General features: G+C 49.7%; 18 protein-coding genes. All 18 read right to left on the minus strand.

All coding sequences use genetic code 11. The features are described 5' to 3' along the window. Positions 1-2 precede the first annotated feature (2 nt). Complete coding sequence (gene atpH / locus MD588_RS22120) at positions 3-536, minus strand: F0F1 ATP synthase subunit delta (RefSeq protein ID WP_265699927.1); 534 nt, start codon at positions 534-536, stop codon at positions 3-5. A 16-nt stretch (positions 537-552) separates the two neighbouring features. Continuing rightward, the gene (atpF, locus tag MD588_RS22125; RefSeq protein WP_265699928.1) at positions 553-1023 is read right to left on the minus strand and encodes a F0F1 ATP synthase subunit B; all 471 of its coding nucleotides are present in this window, start codon (positions 1021-1023) and stop codon (positions 553-555) included. Between the two features lie 49 nt (positions 1024-1072). Beyond that, positions 1073-1330: a F0F1 ATP synthase subunit C gene (gene atpE, locus MD588_RS22130; protein WP_005302247.1), complete on the minus strand. Its 258-nt coding sequence runs from the start codon at positions 1328-1330 to the stop codon at positions 1073-1075. A 64-nt stretch (positions 1331-1394) separates the two neighbouring features. Further along, entirely contained in the window at positions 1395-2183 is a 789-nt protein-coding gene (gene atpB / locus MD588_RS22135) for a F0F1 ATP synthase subunit A (RefSeq protein ID WP_265699929.1), read from the minus strand. An 8-nt stretch (positions 2184-2191) separates the two neighbouring features. Continuing rightward, positions 2192-2581, minus strand: a complete 390-nt coding sequence (locus MD588_RS22140; RefSeq protein ID WP_265699930.1) for a F0F1 ATP synthase subunit I — start codon at positions 2579-2581, stop codon at positions 2192-2194. Between the two features lie 178 nt (positions 2582-2759). Beyond that, positions 2760-3653 (minus strand): ParB/RepB/Spo0J family partition protein, encoded by an 894-nt coding sequence (locus MD588_RS22145; RefSeq protein ID WP_265699931.1) that lies wholly within the window; start codon positions 3651-3653, stop codon positions 2760-2762. A gap of 9 nt (positions 3654-3662) precedes the next feature. Continuing rightward, the gene (locus MD588_RS22150; RefSeq protein ID WP_265699933.1) at positions 3663-4457 is read right to left on the minus strand and encodes a ParA family protein; all 795 of its coding nucleotides are present in this window, start codon (positions 4455-4457) and stop codon (positions 3663-3665) included. Positions 4458-4473: 16 nt separating this feature from the next. Beyond that, the gene (rsmG, locus tag MD588_RS22155) at positions 4474-5094 is read right to left on the minus strand and encodes a 16S rRNA (guanine(527)-N(7))-methyltransferase RsmG (protein WP_265699934.1); all 621 of its coding nucleotides are present in this window, start codon (positions 5092-5094) and stop codon (positions 4474-4476) included. A gap of 9 nt (positions 5095-5103) precedes the next feature. Further along, positions 5104-6993 (minus strand): tRNA uridine-5-carboxymethylaminomethyl(34) synthesis enzyme MnmG, encoded by a 1890-nt coding sequence (mnmG, locus tag MD588_RS22160; RefSeq protein ID WP_265699935.1) that lies wholly within the window; start codon positions 6991-6993, stop codon positions 5104-5106. A 427-nt stretch (positions 6994-7420) separates the two neighbouring features. Further along, positions 7421-7867, minus strand: a complete 447-nt coding sequence (gene mioC / locus MD588_RS22165) for an FMN-binding protein MioC (RefSeq protein ID WP_265699936.1) — start codon at positions 7865-7867, stop codon at positions 7421-7423. 166 nt (positions 7868-8033) lie between these two features. After that, a complete protein-coding gene (gene mnmE / locus MD588_RS22170; RefSeq protein WP_265699937.1) occupies positions 8034-9401 on the minus strand; it encodes a tRNA uridine-5-carboxymethylaminomethyl(34) synthesis GTPase MnmE in 1368 nt (455 codons plus the stop codon). Positions 9402-9557: 156 nt separating this feature from the next. After that, a complete protein-coding gene (gene yidC / locus MD588_RS22175; RefSeq protein WP_265699938.1) occupies positions 9558-11174 on the minus strand; it encodes a membrane protein insertase YidC in 1617 nt (538 codons plus the stop codon). A gap of 2 nt (positions 11175-11176) precedes the next feature. Further along, entirely contained in the window at positions 11177-11434 is a 258-nt protein-coding gene (yidD, locus tag MD588_RS22180; protein ID WP_265699939.1) for a membrane protein insertion efficiency factor YidD, read from the minus strand. After that, positions 11401-11757: a ribonuclease P protein component gene (rnpA, locus tag MD588_RS22185; protein WP_265699940.1), complete on the minus strand. Its 357-nt coding sequence runs from the start codon at positions 11755-11757 to the stop codon at positions 11401-11403. The genes yidD and rnpA overlap by 34 nt, the downstream gene beginning before the upstream one ends. Before the next feature lie 12 nt (positions 11758-11769). Further along, complete coding sequence (gene rpmH / locus MD588_RS22190) at positions 11770-11904, minus strand: 50S ribosomal protein L34 (RefSeq protein ID WP_006233350.1); 135 nt, start codon at positions 11902-11904, stop codon at positions 11770-11772. Positions 11905-12055: 151 nt separating this feature from the next. Next, positions 12056-12826, minus strand: a complete 771-nt coding sequence (locus MD588_RS22195; protein WP_265699949.1) for an amino acid ABC transporter ATP-binding protein — start codon at positions 12824-12826, stop codon at positions 12056-12058. Further along, a complete protein-coding gene (locus MD588_RS22200; protein WP_265699978.1) occupies positions 12823-13494 on the minus strand; it encodes an amino acid ABC transporter permease in 672 nt (223 codons plus the stop codon). The genes MD588_RS22195 and MD588_RS22200 overlap by 4 nt, the downstream gene beginning before the upstream one ends. 105 nt (positions 13495-13599) lie before the next feature. Next, complete coding sequence (locus tag MD588_RS22205; RefSeq protein ID WP_265699950.1) at positions 13600-14355, minus strand: amino acid ABC transporter substrate-binding protein; 756 nt, start codon at positions 14353-14355, stop codon at positions 13600-13602. Positions 14356-14637 lie beyond the last annotated feature (282 nt).

Raw genomic sequence — 14637 nt, forward strand, 5'->3', positions numbered from 1 at the left:
AATCAAGACTGCAAAGTATCGCTCAGGCGGTTTAGTTTTCCGCGTACTGAGTTATCGATGACTAAGTCTCCAGCTCTAATCACAACCCCGGCAATCAGGGTCTCGTCTACACTGCAATTCAGCTTAACCTTACGTTCCAGACGCTCTTCCAGTTTCGCGCTGATCGCGGCAAGTTGGCTATCGTCCAGGGCAACCGCGGAGGTTACTTCTGCATCGATAGTCTTTTCATGTTCATTTTTCAGGAACAGAAACTCGTCACAAACATCAGGTAGCGCTTTCAGGCGTCCGTTTTCAGCCATCACTTTAATTAAGTTCTGGCCGAATTCGTTGAGTTGCTCGCCGCATACCGAAATAAAAATTTCAGTTAGCTTTTCAGCAGCATAACCACTGTCCAAGACATCTTGGATAGTATCGTTATTGGCTACCTCAGCAGTAAAGGTGAGCATTTCAGCCCATTGGGCCAGCTCACCTTTCTCAACCGCAAAATCAAAGGCTGCTTTAGCGTAGGGGCGTGCGATAGTAGTCATATCAGACATGTGCTTGCCCCTTTAATTACAGTTCTGCAGTGACTTTGTTAAGAAGATCAGCATGAGCATCTTTATCGATAGAACGCTCAATGATTTTCTCAGCACCAATCACAGCTAGAGTTGCAACTTGTTTACGTAGATCATCACGTGCGCGGTTACGTTCTGCTTCGATCTCAGCAAGACCTTGAGCCAGAATTTTGTCACGCTCAGCAAGGGCTTCCACCTTTGCTTCGTCGATGATCTGAGCTTTGCGTTTATTTGCTTGCTCAATAAGATCAGTTGCAGTGTGTTTCGCTTCTTTTAGTTGCTCAGAAGCATTTGCCTGCGCTAGGTTCAGGTCTTTGGTAGCGCGATCAGCGGCTGCCAAACCGTCAGCAATTTTCTTCTGACGTTCTTCAATCGCTTCCATAATTGGTGGCCATACATACTTCATGCAGAACACCACGAATAGGAAAAAGGCGATTGCCTGACCCAGCAAAGTTGCATTCATATTCACAACGCATCTCCTTAAAAAGGGTTGCTATGGGTCCGTTCGTTTATTTTTATTAACCAGCTAGTTGGCCAACGAATGGGTTTGCGAATGTGAATAGTAGAGCGATTACGATACCGATCATTGGAACCGCATCAAGCAGACCTGCAATGATGAACATCTTAACTTGCAGCATTGGAGCCATCTCAGGTTGACGCGCAGCACCTTCAAGGAATTTACCACCTAGAAGTGCGAAGCCGATCGCTGTACCCAGTGCAGCAAGACCTACAATGATGCCCACGGCAATTGCAGAAAAGCTTAGTAAAGTTTCCATCACTATCTCCAGTTTATAGTTGTCGGCTAAAGTGCCAGTAAAAAATTAAAATTTACAAAAATCGTTAATGATTGTCTTCATGCGCCTGAGACAGGTACACAATAGTCAACATCATAAACACGAATGATTGAATTGTAATGACCAGGATGTGGAAAATTGCCCACGGGAGCGAGCCCAGCCATTGTGCCCACCACGGCATTAATGCCGCAATTAGGATAAACACCACCTCACCGGCGAACATGTTACCGAACAGACGCATACCAAGTGAAATAGGCTTCGCTAGCAGCGAAACAACTTCAAGTAGCAGGTTGAACGGAATCATTACCGGGTGATTGAACGGGTGAAGTGCCAGTTCTTTGGCAAATCCGCCAAGGCCTTTGATTTTGATGCTGTAATAAAGCATCAAAGCAAAAACACCCAACGCCATTGCCATGGTGATGTTGACATCAGCACTTGGTACTACCTTAAGATAAGGAATACCTAACCAGTGCTCTGCCGGGTACGGAAGAAAATCAATAGGCACTAAGTCCATGATGTTCATCAGCATGATCCAACAGAAAATGGTCAGAGCCAACGGAGCTATCAGTTTATTGCGGCCATGAAAGGTCTCTTTTACGCTGTTATCAACGAATTCGACCATTATTTCCACAAAACACTGTAGTTTTCCAGGAACTCCTGATGTCGCTGTTTTCGCCGCCTTGCGGAATAGCCCTAGAAAGAGCAGTCCCGTCAGGACAGAGAAAAACAGGCTATCTATATGAACCGTCCAGAAGCCACCATCACCTACCGACAAATTAGTCAGGTGGTGAGTAATGTAGCCTGACGGCGTTAGCGCTTCACCTGGCGCACTCATAACTCATCCTATTTGTTGTTGTTAATGAATAAAACCGGCCCAAAGATATTAATACCGAGAACCAGCAAATAGGTCAGTTTGAGGGGAACAAGTTCCACCTCTACATACAGGTAAACAATGGCAAATAAGATGACCGTGATGAGAATTTTCAGCACTTCCCCGCCATAGAATGACGCCATGATCAACCGGGCCTTACGGGCTCCGCTGAACAGGAAAGCGCACATAGCAAAGACAGCGTTGGCAATCACAAAAATGCCGCCACCGATTAATGCAGAGATTCCCCAGTCAATACTGACAGCAAACACTGCCAATAATGCCGTTGTTAAAACGACGCCAGATTGTAGCAACAGTAACCGCTTTGCCAATTGGCGTCCCGGTCTAACTAGCGCCGATACCATGTATTCGTTCCTCGAGTCCATTCCACTACACAAACGTCGTGCTGGGAAAACTGCGAAAATTATACGGCGGATTAGATTGAATGCAATCTAATCGCAGCAAAAAAAAGAGTAAGATTTTACAACACAATAACCTGATCACGTCATTGTAATTTTTGCAACATAACGCCTACGTTTTATGTCACATTTCATGCCCAAACATTGCAATAAACTGCTTCAATTTGTGAGCTTCATCAAAGCTGATAACGATCTTTCCTTTACCGTTTTTCTGCTGGTTTATCGCCACCTGGGTGCCAAAGTGTTCACTTAGGTGATTTTCAGCCGCTTCCACGTTGGGATCGACAGCCTTTACCTTCGGCTCCACTTCGGGTGCCAATAATTTCTTCACTAACCTTTCGGCATCACGAACCGTTAACATTTTCGCCACAATCGTTTGAGCCGCTTCTAGCTGCATTTCCGGGTCAAGTGGCAACAGGGCACGGGCATGACCCATTTCCAGCTGTTTTAGTTCAACCATTCGCTTAACCGGCGACTCTAATTGGTTCAGTCTCAGTAAGTTAGAGACAGCAGCCCGAGATTTTCCAACGGCTTCAGCGACCTGCTGATGGGTCAGTGAAAACTCGTTCTGTAGCCGCTCCAGTGCCTGCGCTTCCTCAATCGCGTTGAGATCTTCACGCTGGATATTCTCAATCAGTGCAATTGCCACGGTCGCGCGGTCGTCAACCGTCTTGATGATACAAGGCACTTTCTGAAGCCCAGCTTGACGGGATGCCCGCCAGCGCCGCTCTCCGGCAATAATTTCATACTGCTGTGGCGCAATTTCTCTTACCACGATAGGCTGGATTACGCCCTGGGCACGAATTGAATCTGTCAGCTCAGCCAAGGCTTCGTCCGACATATCTTTACGTGGCTGAAACTGACCAGCCTGCAGCTGCTGAACCGATAACTCCTGCAATCGGCCGTCTGCTGACAGTGACTGGGCCTGGTCGGCACTCTTTTGTTTTGCCTGTGCCACCGAGCTGGTAGCCAACAACGCATCAAGGCCCTTTCCCAGGCCTCGCTTATTCATGTTCATTGTTTTCCCTTATGCATCCACAGCGCCGGCACTGCGCTCAAGTTCATCACGGCGAATAATTTCACCGGCCAGAGCCAGGTATGCTTTGGCTCCGCTGGAATACTTGTCATAGTACATTGCTGGACGACCATGACTCGGTGCCTCGGCCAGACGGACATTACGTGGGATCACGGTACGATAGACTTTCTCACCAAAGTGCTTTTTAAGCTGCTGTGAGACTTCATTCGCCAACCGGTTACGCGGGTCATACATGGTACGAAGCAAACCTTCAATTTTCAGGTCGGCATTCACCACGGCGGTGAGTTTGCTGATGGTATCCATCAATGCGGTCAGACCTTCCAGCGCAAAATATTCACACTGCATAGGGACAAGCACAGAATCTGCGGCTGTCATAGCGTTGATTGTAAGAAGGTTTAAGGCAGGAGGACAATCGATAAAGATGAAATCATAGTTATCACGAACTACCTCTAAAGCATTACGCAGGCGTACTTCGCGGGCAAAAACTTCCATCAGCTTGATTTCAGCGGCAGTCACATCGCCATTGGCAGCTATCAGATGATAGCCGCCAGTGGTGTCGGTGATCGCCACTTCATTAAACGGGGTTTCTTCAACCAGAAGATCATAGGCTGTTGCATCGACCTGGTATTTATCGACACCGCTGGCCATAGTGGCATTTCCCTGCGGATCCAGATCAATCACTAAAACTTTACGTTGCGTCGCGGCCAGTGAGGCAGCTAAATTGACGCAAGTGGTGGTTTTACCCACGCCTCCTTTCTGATTGGCTACAGCTATGACTCTTCCCACGAAAAAACCTCATCAATTAACCCTTTGCAGTCAAGACTACTAGATGGCGCTCGCCATCAAGCTCAGGGACTTGCAAAGATTTGACCTCAGTCACAGAACACCATTCAGGTAGTTCTGTCACTTCCTGTTGATTAAATTGCCCTTTCAGCGCCAAAAAGCAGCCATGCTCGGCAGGCAGGTGATGGCACCAGGACACCATATCGTTCATCGAGGCAAACGCCCGACTCAGTACCGCATCAAAACCAACTTCCGGCTGAAATTCCTCAACCCGGCTCTGAACTGGCGTCACATTGCTGATCCCCAGCTCATGGATCACCTGACGAATAAAGCGAATACGCTTACCCAGGCTATCAAGCAGGGTAAAGTCTTTATCCGGGTTCATGATGGCCAGCGGGATCCCCGGCAGCCCCGGGCCGGTACCGACATCAATAAAGCGCTCACCACGAAGGTGAGGGCTTACCACAATACTATCCATGATATGTTTCACCAACATCTCATGCGGATCGCGAACAGAGGTCAGATTATACGCTTTGTTCCACTTATGCAGCAGGGCAACATAGCCAACCAGTTGCTCTGCTTGCTGTTCTGTGACCTCAAGGTCAGTTTGCGCGATTAATTGCGCTAAACGTTGTTTCACAGGTGACTCCTATTCGCCTTTCTTTAGCATGCCTTGTTTTTTCAGATACACCAGCAACAGAGAGATAGCCGCTGGGGTAATGCCTGAGATTCGAGATGCCATACCAATGGTTTCTGGCTTCGCATCGTTCAGTTTGGCAATGACTTCATTAGACAGGCCTTTCACCAGACTGTAATCCAATTCAAATGGCAGCTTGGTTTTTTCATGACGCAGTGATTTTTCCACTTCGTCTTTCTGGCGATCAATATAACCTTGGTATTTCACCTGAATTTCGACCTGCTCGCGTGCCTGGACATCATCATGCGCAGGAGTGAAAGCATCCAATGCCGTCAGTTGATCATAAGTAACTTCCGGACGGCGTAAAAGATCCTCGCCATTCGCTTCACGAGTGATCGGGGTTTTCAGGATCTTGTTCAACGCCTCGGCATGATCCGAGGTCGGGGTGATCCAGATATCTTTCAGGCGCTGGCGTTCTTGCGCCATGTTATCGATCTTCTGATTGAAACGTGCCCAGCGCTCGTCATCAACCAGGCCAAACTCGCGACCGATTTCGGTCAGGCGCAAATCGGCGTTGTCTTCACGCAGCAATAAACGGTATTCGGCACGGGAGGTGAACATACGGTACGGTTCTTTGGTTCCCATGGTCGACAAATCATCAATCAGTACGCCCATGTATGCCTGATCGCGACGCGGGCTCCAGCCTTCTTTGTCCTGTGCCTGCAGCGCGGCATTCATACCAGCCAGCAGGCCTTGGGCAGCGGCTTCTTCGTAACCAGTCGTACCATTAATCTGCCCCGCAAAGAACAAGCCATCAATAAACTTGGTTTCAAAGGTCAGCTTCAAATCACGCGGATCGAAGAAATCATACTCAATAGCATAACCCGGACGGACGATGGCGGCATTCTCGAAGCCTTTCATCGAACGGACGATTTGCATCTGAACGTCAAACGGCAGGCTGGTGGAGATGCCGTTCGGATATAGCTCATGGGTTGTCAGGCCTTCCGGCTCAATAAAGATCTGGTGGCTGTTCTTATCGGCAAAACGCATTACCTTGTCTTCAATCGACGGACAGTAACGCGGGCCAATCCCCTCGATAACCCCAGAATACATTGGGCTACGATCCAGATTGTTACGGATCACATCATGGGTTTTCTCATTGGTATGAGTAATAAAACACGGGATCTGACGTGGGTGATCCGAAGCTTTGCCCATGAACGAGAATAACGGTGTAGGGTTATCGCCGTGCTGTGCCTCTAACTGACTAAAGTCCACCGTACGGGCATCAATTCGTGGTGGGGTACCGGTTTTTAGACGATCAACACGGAACGGCAGTTCACGTAAGCGTGATGCCAATGCGATCGAAGGTGGATCTCCGGCGCGGCCACCGCTGTAGTTTTCCAGGCCAATGTGAATCTTACCGCCAAGGAAAGTACCAACTGTCAAAACGACGGTCTTACCGCGGAATTTCAGGCCCATCTCGGTGACAACGCCGACCGCACGATCATTTTCGACGATCAGATCATCAACCGATTGCTGGAACAGCATTAAATTTGGTTGGTTTTCCAGTTTTTCGCGTACTGCAGCCTTGTACAGTGCACGATCGGCCTGGGCACGAGTTGCGCGTACCGCTGGCCCCTTGGATGAATTTAGGGTTCGAAACTGGATCCCGCCTTTATCGATCGCCTGAGCCATTAAGCCACCCAGAGCATCCACTTCTTTAACCAGGTGTCCTTTCCCGATCCCGCCAATGGCTGGGTTACAAGACATCTGTCCCAGCGTATCGATGTTATGCGTCAAAAGTAAGGTTTTTTGTCCCATTCGGGCAGCGGCGAGTGCGGCTTCTGTGCCGGCATGACCACCACCTACCACGATGACATCAAAATTTTCCTGGTAAAACATGAAACTACCTCAGGTATTCGAAATTGCCAGTGCGTATCTGCGAGCAAAGGTGGATCATTCTATCCTTTTTCTGAGGAAGAGAGAATCTTTAGTGAAGATCATTTGATCATGAAAAAAGGGTTCTTTAAATATATATAAGATCTTTTAAAGAGATCTTCTGTTAGATCTATTATATAGATCGCACGATCATGTGGATAAGTGATAAATGATCTTAATGATCATGGTTTTAGAGAGGATCATTAGCTGTGGAGCAGCTTGGATCTTTACAAGGATTAGCTGGGATCAAAATGGGTACTTATCAACAGGGGGGGAGGGCGTATAAACTTATTCAATGGATAACTATGGGTTGATCACCGTTTAGATCTATAGTTATCCACAGAAAAAAGTTTAAATTAAGCCAAAATTTGGAGTAATTTTGGCCTGATTTTTATTCACAGAGGCTGTTTTTCCACTCTGCCAGCCAGTTTTCCGCGGGATCTTCAGGGACCGGATCCTGCGAAACATCAATATCCAGCCGTTCTCCAAGCCGAGTTGCACCGAGTGAAGTTAGCTGTTGTTCGAGGTTTTTGGCTGCTGCACAGAAGGTGTCGTAGCTGCTGTCACCCAGCCCGATGATGCCATATTGTAGCGATGACAAGTCTGGTTTCAGCTCGCTGAGTTGCTGGACAAATGGCTGGATATTATCCGGAAACTCACCGGCGCCATGGGTTGAACAGACCACCAGCCAGACTGAATCAAGGCGTAGCTCGCTGAGATCCGCCTGGTTAACGATATCGGTCTGATGGCCTTCTTGTGCTAGCAGATCGGCAAGGTGGTCGGCAACGTATTCGGCGCCGCCAAGGGTGCTGCCGGTAATGAGAGTGATATGACTCATAGTATCCTCAGAGTAAACAGAGTGGTTTTCCCCTGATTGTACTGGCTGCTCTGTGAGATGAAAGAGACAAATGGTAGGTTTATTCACAGGTTAGAAAAGCAACAGGGCCGGAGGCGGGAATGGGATCCCGGCTCCGGCCCTGTGCTGTGATCGGCGGTGGATCCGGTTACTTGCCGATACAGAACGAGGTAAAGATCCGGCCAAGAAGATCATCGGAGGTAAACTCGCCGGTGATCTCGCTCAGGTGCTGCTGAGCCAGACGTAGCTCTTCTGCCAGGATTTCTCCGGCCATGTACCCTTCAAGCTGGTCTTTGCCTGTCTCCAGGTGGCCTGCAGCGCGTTCTAGGGCCTCTAGATGGCGACGACGAGCCATGAAGCCACCTTCTGTGGTGCCGGCAAAGCCCATGCATTCCTTCAGGTGCTCGCGCAGGTTCTCGACACCTGCGCCGGTTCGGGCCGACAGGCGGATCAGGGTTGGGTTGTTGACGTGGCAGATCCCGGCTTCCTCGCCTGTTAGCTCGACCTTGTTACGGATCACCGTCAGCCCCATGTTTTCCGGCAGGCGCTCGATAAAGTCCGGCCAGATTTCTTTGGGATCAGTGGCGTCGGTGGTGGTACCGTCGACCATAAATAGCACGCGGTCGGCTTGCTGGATTTCTTCCCAGGCACGCTCGATACCGATACGCTCAACTTCATCAGAGGCCTCACGCAGGCCGGCGGTGTCGATAATATGCAGTGGCATGCCATCGATGTGGATATGCTCGCGCAGGACATCACGGGTGGTACCGGCGATGTCGGTCACAATGGCGGAGTCCTTGCCTGACAGGGCATTGAGCAGGCTCGACTTGCCGGCATTCGGGCGGCCGGCAATAACAACCTTCATTCCTTCGCGCATGATCGCGCCCTGGTTGGCCTCACGGCGCACGGCATCCAGCCGTTCGATAATACCGTTGAGATCGCCGCTAACCTTGCCGTCAGACAGGAAATCAATTTCTTCTTCCGGGAAGTCGATTGCTGCCTCGACATAGATACGCAGGTGAATAAGGGCTTCCACCAGCTCATTGACTCGGGTCGAGAAGGCGCCCTGGAGCGATTGGAAGGCACTTTTGGCGGCTTCCTCGGAGCTGGCATCAATCAGGTCGGCAATCGCCTCAGCCTGCGCGAGATCGAGCTTGTCGTTCATAAATGCGCGCTCGGAGAACTCCCCCGGACGCGCCGGACGTATCCCGTCGATTTTCAGGATACGCTTGATCATCATATCCATCAGTACCGGGCCACCGTGGCCCTGTAGCTCCAGTACATCTTCCCCGGTAAAGGAATTCGGGCCTTTAAAGAATAAAGCGATGCCCTGATCCAGTGCGCTCCCGTCTTCATTTTTAAAAGGTAGGTATTCTGCGTAACGTGTTTTCAGTTCACGGCCAGCGACCGCTTGTGCGACCTCATTGGCTTTGGGGCCCGAGACGCGAATAATGCCGACGCCGCCACGGCCCGGAGGGGTAGCCTGCGCAACAATGGTATCAGTATGTTCGATCATAATTTTGGCTTAGCTTGGTAAATTCGCTGCAATTGTAAACAGACTAGTTGGGAAAACCTAGTCACCGCAAGCATTCTGCCTGGAGGATACTTGCGTTAGAAATTAGGAAAACAAAAAAGGCGACCTTAAGGCCGCCTTTTGGGACAGGTATTCACATTACTTGGAATGCAGACCTTTCTTCTCTAGTGAACGGTAAATCAGCGTTTGCTGGATCAGCGTTACCACGTTAGAGACTAGCCAGTAAAGCACTAGGCCTGACGGGAAGAACAGGAAGAAGAAGGTGAACATCACTGGCATGAAGGTCATGATCTTCTGCTGCATTGGGTCGGTTACCGTCGACGGGCTCATTTTCTGGATCATGAACATCGACACACCCATCAATATCGGCAAGATATAGTACGGGTCCTGGGCCGACAGATCGTGGATCCAGCCAAAGAATGGTGAGTGACGTAGCTCAACCGACTCCATCAGTGACCAGTAAAGGGCAATGAAGATTGGCATCTGTAGCAAGATAGGTAGACAGCCACCCAGTGGGTTCACTTTCTCTTTCTTGTACAGTTCCATCATTTCCTGGCTCATGCGCTGGCGGTCGTCGCCCAGACGCTCACGCATTGCTTGCAGTTTAGGCTGCAGCATACGCATTTTCGCCATTGAGGTGTACTGCGCTTTGGTTAGCGGGTACATCGCACCACGAACGATGAAAGTTAGCATCATAATCGCAATACCCCAGTTGGTAACCAGGCTCTGGATAAATGAAAGCAGGCTGTGCAGCGGGCTAGCGATGAACCATAACCAGCCGTAATCGACTGTCAGGTTCAGGTTAGCAGCTGTCGCTTCCATTTGGTCCTGTAGCTTAGGGCCAACCCAAAGCGTTGCAGTTAGTGTCTGCTCACTACCTGGAGCAACCGTTGTTGCAGGCATGCGTACACCTATATAGCCCTGGCCATTGCTGGTACGGGTATACAGGTTCGTCGCCTCTTCGGTACGCGGGATCCATGCTGACACGAAGTAGTGCTGCATCATTGCCGCCCAGCCCTGGTTGGCGATAGTCAGGTTAAGGTTCTTGTCCTGCATATCTTCAAAGCTGTACTTCTTGTATTTGGTATCGTCGGCAGAGTATGCGCCACCACGGTAGGTAGGCATCGTCAGGCTGCCGCCGTCATCCATCAGATTCTGCTTAAGCTGCGCATACATTTGTACGCTTGCCGCTGAGTCTGACTGGTTGTTGATGCTGTATTCAACATCTACCGCGTAGCTGCCACGTTTCAGAACGAAGGTTTTGGTGTATGAGATACCGTCTTTTTCAAACGTCATCGGTACACGTAGTTCGTCTTGGCCGTCAGCTAGCGCGAAGCTGGATGCATCAACAGACAGCTGGGCACGACCTGCTGTGGTATCGATGCCGTTAGCGCCGATAAGGCCTGATTGCGCGGTATAGCTGTGGCCCGCTTCGTTTTTAAGAAGAACGAATGGGTCTTCAGAATCGAGTTCGTTATCGTACGCCAGCAGTTTGGCTTCAATAACATCACCACCAAGCGTATCGACAGTTAGCGCCAGTACATCTGTATCGATGGTGATCAGGTTGTTGGAAGTGCTTTGGTCAGTAATCGGCTGGCCGTCACCAGAATGTGAAGGAACATCACCACTTGTGTTGACTTGTTGCTCTACGCCCTGGCCTTGTGGCTGTGGGCTGTTGTCCATATTCCACTGTTGGAACAGTAGGAACGAGACGAACAGTAGGGCAATTAACAGAATATTGCGTTGGGAATCCATCGTTAATTATCTCTGTCGTTATGCTTGGTTGGCGGAACGGGGTCGTAACCACCGTTGTTTAAAGGATGACATCTTAATAGACGTTTCGCCGCGAACCAACAACCTTTTATCGCTCCATGCGCTTTTATTGCTTCAATTGCGTACTGAGAACATGTAGGGGTAAAGCGACAGCGTGGTCCAATGAGCGGACTTATTGTCAGTTGGTAAAAGCGGACTAGTCCGACGACTAGCCACGCGAAGGGCGAGACAGGCGATGCCATAATTTATCTAACAACTTAAAGAGCTCTTCGTTGCTCAACTCACTGGCACTTTTCTTGGCGATGACGACAAAATCTTTGGCTGGCAGATCATCTTGTTTCAGACGGAAGCTTTCGCGCACAATGCGTTTAAACTGATTTCGGCCGACAGCAGTTTTGATCTGTTTTTTGGGAACAGCCAAACCGAGACGAGGATGATTGAGATCGTTAGAGCGGGCAAGAATAGTTAAATGGGGAGAGCCAGCACGGTGAGCTTGCTGGAAGACTTTTTTATAATGTTCGGGAGTTAACAAACGTAACTCCCGAGAGAAAGCGAGCTTATTCAAAATAATCAGAGATTATTTAGAAAGGCGCTTACGGCCTTTTGCACGACGTGCATTGATTGTTGCGCGACCGTTCTTAGTTGCCATGCGAGCACGGAAGCCGTGGCTACGCTTGCGCTTTAGAACTGAAGGTTGAAAAGTGCGTTTCATGGTTTTACCTTAAATTAACTGATCAGTTTTTAAGTTTGTTACTGAGTTTCCGACTGCGAACAATCGGTACCTCTAAACAAAGAGGCGGAATTGTAATCACTGACCCATAAATAGTCAATAATAATACCCGCAGAGAACTACGGGCGCTGAATTATACTTCTTGTGGCGCTGAGTGCAAGGATCCTTCGAAGATCCCAACCTTGTTTAGGAACTTTTTCAGCCGCGGATCTTGCGGTTTAGTGAAGATCTGCTCGGGCGTTCCCTGCTCGACAAACTCGCCGTCGGCCATAAAGATCACCCGATCGGCCACTTCGCGGGCAAATTGCATCTCATGTGTCACCACCAGCATGGTCTGATGGCGGGTGGCAAGCTTCTGCATCAAGGTCAGCACTTCACCGACCCACTCGGGATCCAGCGCGGATGTCGGCTCGTCAAATAGTAGTAGCTCGGCCTCCAGTGCCATAGCCCGGCCGATACCGACCCTTTGCTGCTGGCCGCCGGACAGGGCTGCCGGGTAGTGCTCGCCTTTGTCACCCAAGCCGATATCGTCAAGGATCTGCTGGGCGCGTTGGTTGGCTTCTTCTTTTTTCCAGCCCTTCACGGTAACCAAGCCCTCGACGATGTTTTGTTTCGCTGTCAGGTGGGCAAACAGGGCATAGTTCTGAAATACAAACCCGGTTTTTCGTCGCAGTGCCAGAATATCACTTTTTTTGGCCTGCTGACTGTCGACTGAGACATCACCGATGGTGATTTGGCCGCGGTTGGCTGTTTCGAGAAAGTTGATACAGCGCAGCAAGGTTGATTTACCCGTCCCGGATGGGCCGATAACCACCACGATCTCCCCTTTGTCGATTGTCAGATCGATCCCGGAAAAAATGGTGGCGTCACCAAAGCGCTTGGCGAGATTCGTAATGTTGATCATCGTGTATAGGCCTTATTCAGTTTCATTTCTGCCCAGTTCTGGATACGGGTCAGTACCAGTACCATTGCCCAGTACACCAAGGCTACTGCCAGGAAGGCTTCAAAAAACTTGAAGCTCGAGGAGGCTTCCATCTGCGCCTTGGCCATAATTTCGGCTACCCCTAGGGTAAAGGCCAGCGAGGTTGATTTGATCATGTCGATGAAGTAGTTCATCAGCGATGGTAGGGCAACGCGGGTGGCCTGGGGCAGGATGATCCGGCGCATTGCCTGCATCTCCGTCATCCCTATAGACAGGCTGGCCTCCATTTGACTGCGATCGACGCCAATAATGGCTGCCCGGATGCTTTCGGCTTTGTAGGCGGCGAAATGCAGGCTCAGGCCGATGACGGCAGCGCTGAAGGCGTCCAGGCCGATAAATACCGGGAACACTTGGGGCAGGCCATAGTAGAGCAAGAACAGCTGTACCAGCAGCGGAGTGCCGCGGAAAAAGCTGATATAGAGCTGGCTTAGCTGGTCCAGGACCGGTACTTTGTAAACTCGAAGCAACGCCAGTGTGATGGCGATGACCAAGGCAAACAGCAGGCCCCAGATAGCCATACTGAGTGTGGTGCCCAGGTACTTCAGTAGAATGGGCAACAGCGATAGCATGTAGTCAAAATCAAAACCCATAGTGGATAAGCATTCCGTTTTCAGGGTGAATAAGCGACAAAGACCCACCTTGCGGTGAGCCTTTAAGTATATGGATGTTTAGCGAACAATGCTTACATCGGCAGGTTACTGCGTGATATCGGCAGCAAACCACTTCACCGAGATTTCAGCTAGGGTGCCGTCTTTGCGCATGGCTTCGAGGGCCTGGTCGACTTCGTCGCGCAGTTTCTTGCCCTTGTCCCCGTCGATAAACGGCCAGGCGTTTTCAATTTTTTCGAACGGTTCGCCGGCTAGCTGTAGCGGCAGGTTGGCCTTCTTGATCAGCTCGACAGATGACAGGCGGTCCATGACAAAGGCATCGGTACGGCCCAGGGCGACATCGTGTTCGATACCGGTATCGTAGGTTTTGATGTTGATCTTGCCGTCCTTGTCCAGTTCACGCAGCAGCTGCTCGTAGTTCGAACCGAGGTTGACGCCGACGGTTTTGCCATCGAGATCTGCCGTTGTCTTGATACTGTCATTGCCTTTACGGACGACAAGTTGCGCACCATCAATTACGTATGGCTGTGAAAATAAGTATTTGGACTGGCGCTCTTCGGTAATGGTGATTTGGTTGGAAATCGTATCAATGCGGCCGGTCTCTAGCAGGCCGAACAGGCCTGAAAAGCTTGCCGTGACAAATTCGACGTTATAGTCGTTGCGCTTACCGATCTCGTTCCACAAATCAACTTCAAATCCCTGCAGCTGATCTTGTTTCACAAAAGTAAACGGGAAATAGCGTCCTGACATGCCAACTTTCACGTCAGTTGCAGCCATAGCAGCCTGACTGGCAGTTAATGTTAGTGCAACAGCGGCGAATGTTGTTTTTACCCAGCTTTTCATCCTGTTTACTCCTCAGATAGCTGTGATGATTCTCTGTTTTCTTCATCCTATATGGTTATATCTGACTTTTTTAAATAACTTGGAGTTATTTCAAATAACTATTTGTTTGCATCGAGGATGTCAGAGCTGTTAATAGCTTTGTGGGTAAGGGTTGGTAAAATTGTGCTGATCTAGGGCTTGGTTGTGCGATCTATGTGAATAAGTCGGATCTTATTCACCGGATCTGCGATCTCTTTGCTGGCGATCCTGAGCCAGCAGGTATAAAATTGCATCCCTTTTCGT

This window comes from Photobacterium obscurum, from assembly GCF_026191635.1.
In the GTDB taxonomy this organism is placed as follows: domain Bacteria; phylum Pseudomonadota; class Gammaproteobacteria; order Enterobacterales; family Vibrionaceae; genus Photobacterium; species Photobacterium obscurum.

Bases quoted from the DNA above. Each gene is read 5' to 3' on its own strand.
- mnmG (WP_265699935.1), bottom strand. From the start codon at position 6,993: ATGTTTTACCAGGAAAATTTTGATGTCATCGTGGTAGGTGGTGGTCAT.
- mioC (WP_265699936.1), bottom strand. From the start codon at position 7,867: ATGAGTCATATCACTCTCATTACCGGCAGCACCCTTGGCGGCGCCGAA.
- atpH (WP_265699927.1), bottom strand. From the start codon at position 536: ATGTCTGATATGACTACTATCGCACGCCCCTACGCTAAAGCAGCCTTT.
- MD588_RS22200 (WP_265699978.1), bottom strand. From the start codon at position 13,494: ATGGGTTTTGATTTTGACTACATGCTATCGCTGTTGCCCATTCTACTG.
- MD588_RS22195 (WP_265699949.1), bottom strand. From the start codon at position 12,826: ATGATCAACATTACGAATCTCGCCAAGCGCTTTGGTGACGCCACCATT.
- atpE (WP_005302247.1), bottom strand. From the start codon at position 1,330: ATGGAAACTTTACTAAGCTTTTCTGCAATTGCCGTGGGCATCATTGTA.
- MD588_RS22205 (WP_265699950.1), bottom strand. From the start codon at position 14,355: ATGAAAAGCTGGGTAAAAACAACATTCGCCGCTGTTGCACTAACATTA.
- atpB (WP_265699929.1), bottom strand. From the start codon at position 2,183: ATGAGTGCGCCAGGTGAAGCGCTAACGCCGTCAGGCTACATTACTCAC.
- mnmE (WP_265699937.1), bottom strand. From the start codon at position 9,401: ATGATCGAACATACTGATACCATTGTTGCGCAGGCTACCCCTCCGGGC.
- yidC (WP_265699938.1), bottom strand. From the start codon at position 11,174: ATGGATTCCCAACGCAATATTCTGTTAATTGCCCTACTGTTCGTCTCG.
- yidD (WP_265699939.1), bottom strand. From the start codon at position 11,434: ATGGCATCGCCTGTCTCGCCCTTCGCGTGGCTAGTCGTCGGACTAGTC.
- MD588_RS22145 (WP_265699931.1), bottom strand. From the start codon at position 3,653: ATGAACATGAATAAGCGAGGCCTGGGAAAGGGCCTTGATGCGTTGTTG.
- rpmH (WP_006233350.1), bottom strand. From the start codon at position 11,904: ATGAAACGCACTTTTCAACCTTCAGTTCTAAAGCGCAAGCGTAGCCAC.
- MD588_RS22140 (WP_265699930.1), bottom strand. From the start codon at position 2,581: ATGGTATCGGCGCTAGTTAGACCGGGACGCCAATTGGCAAAGCGGTTA.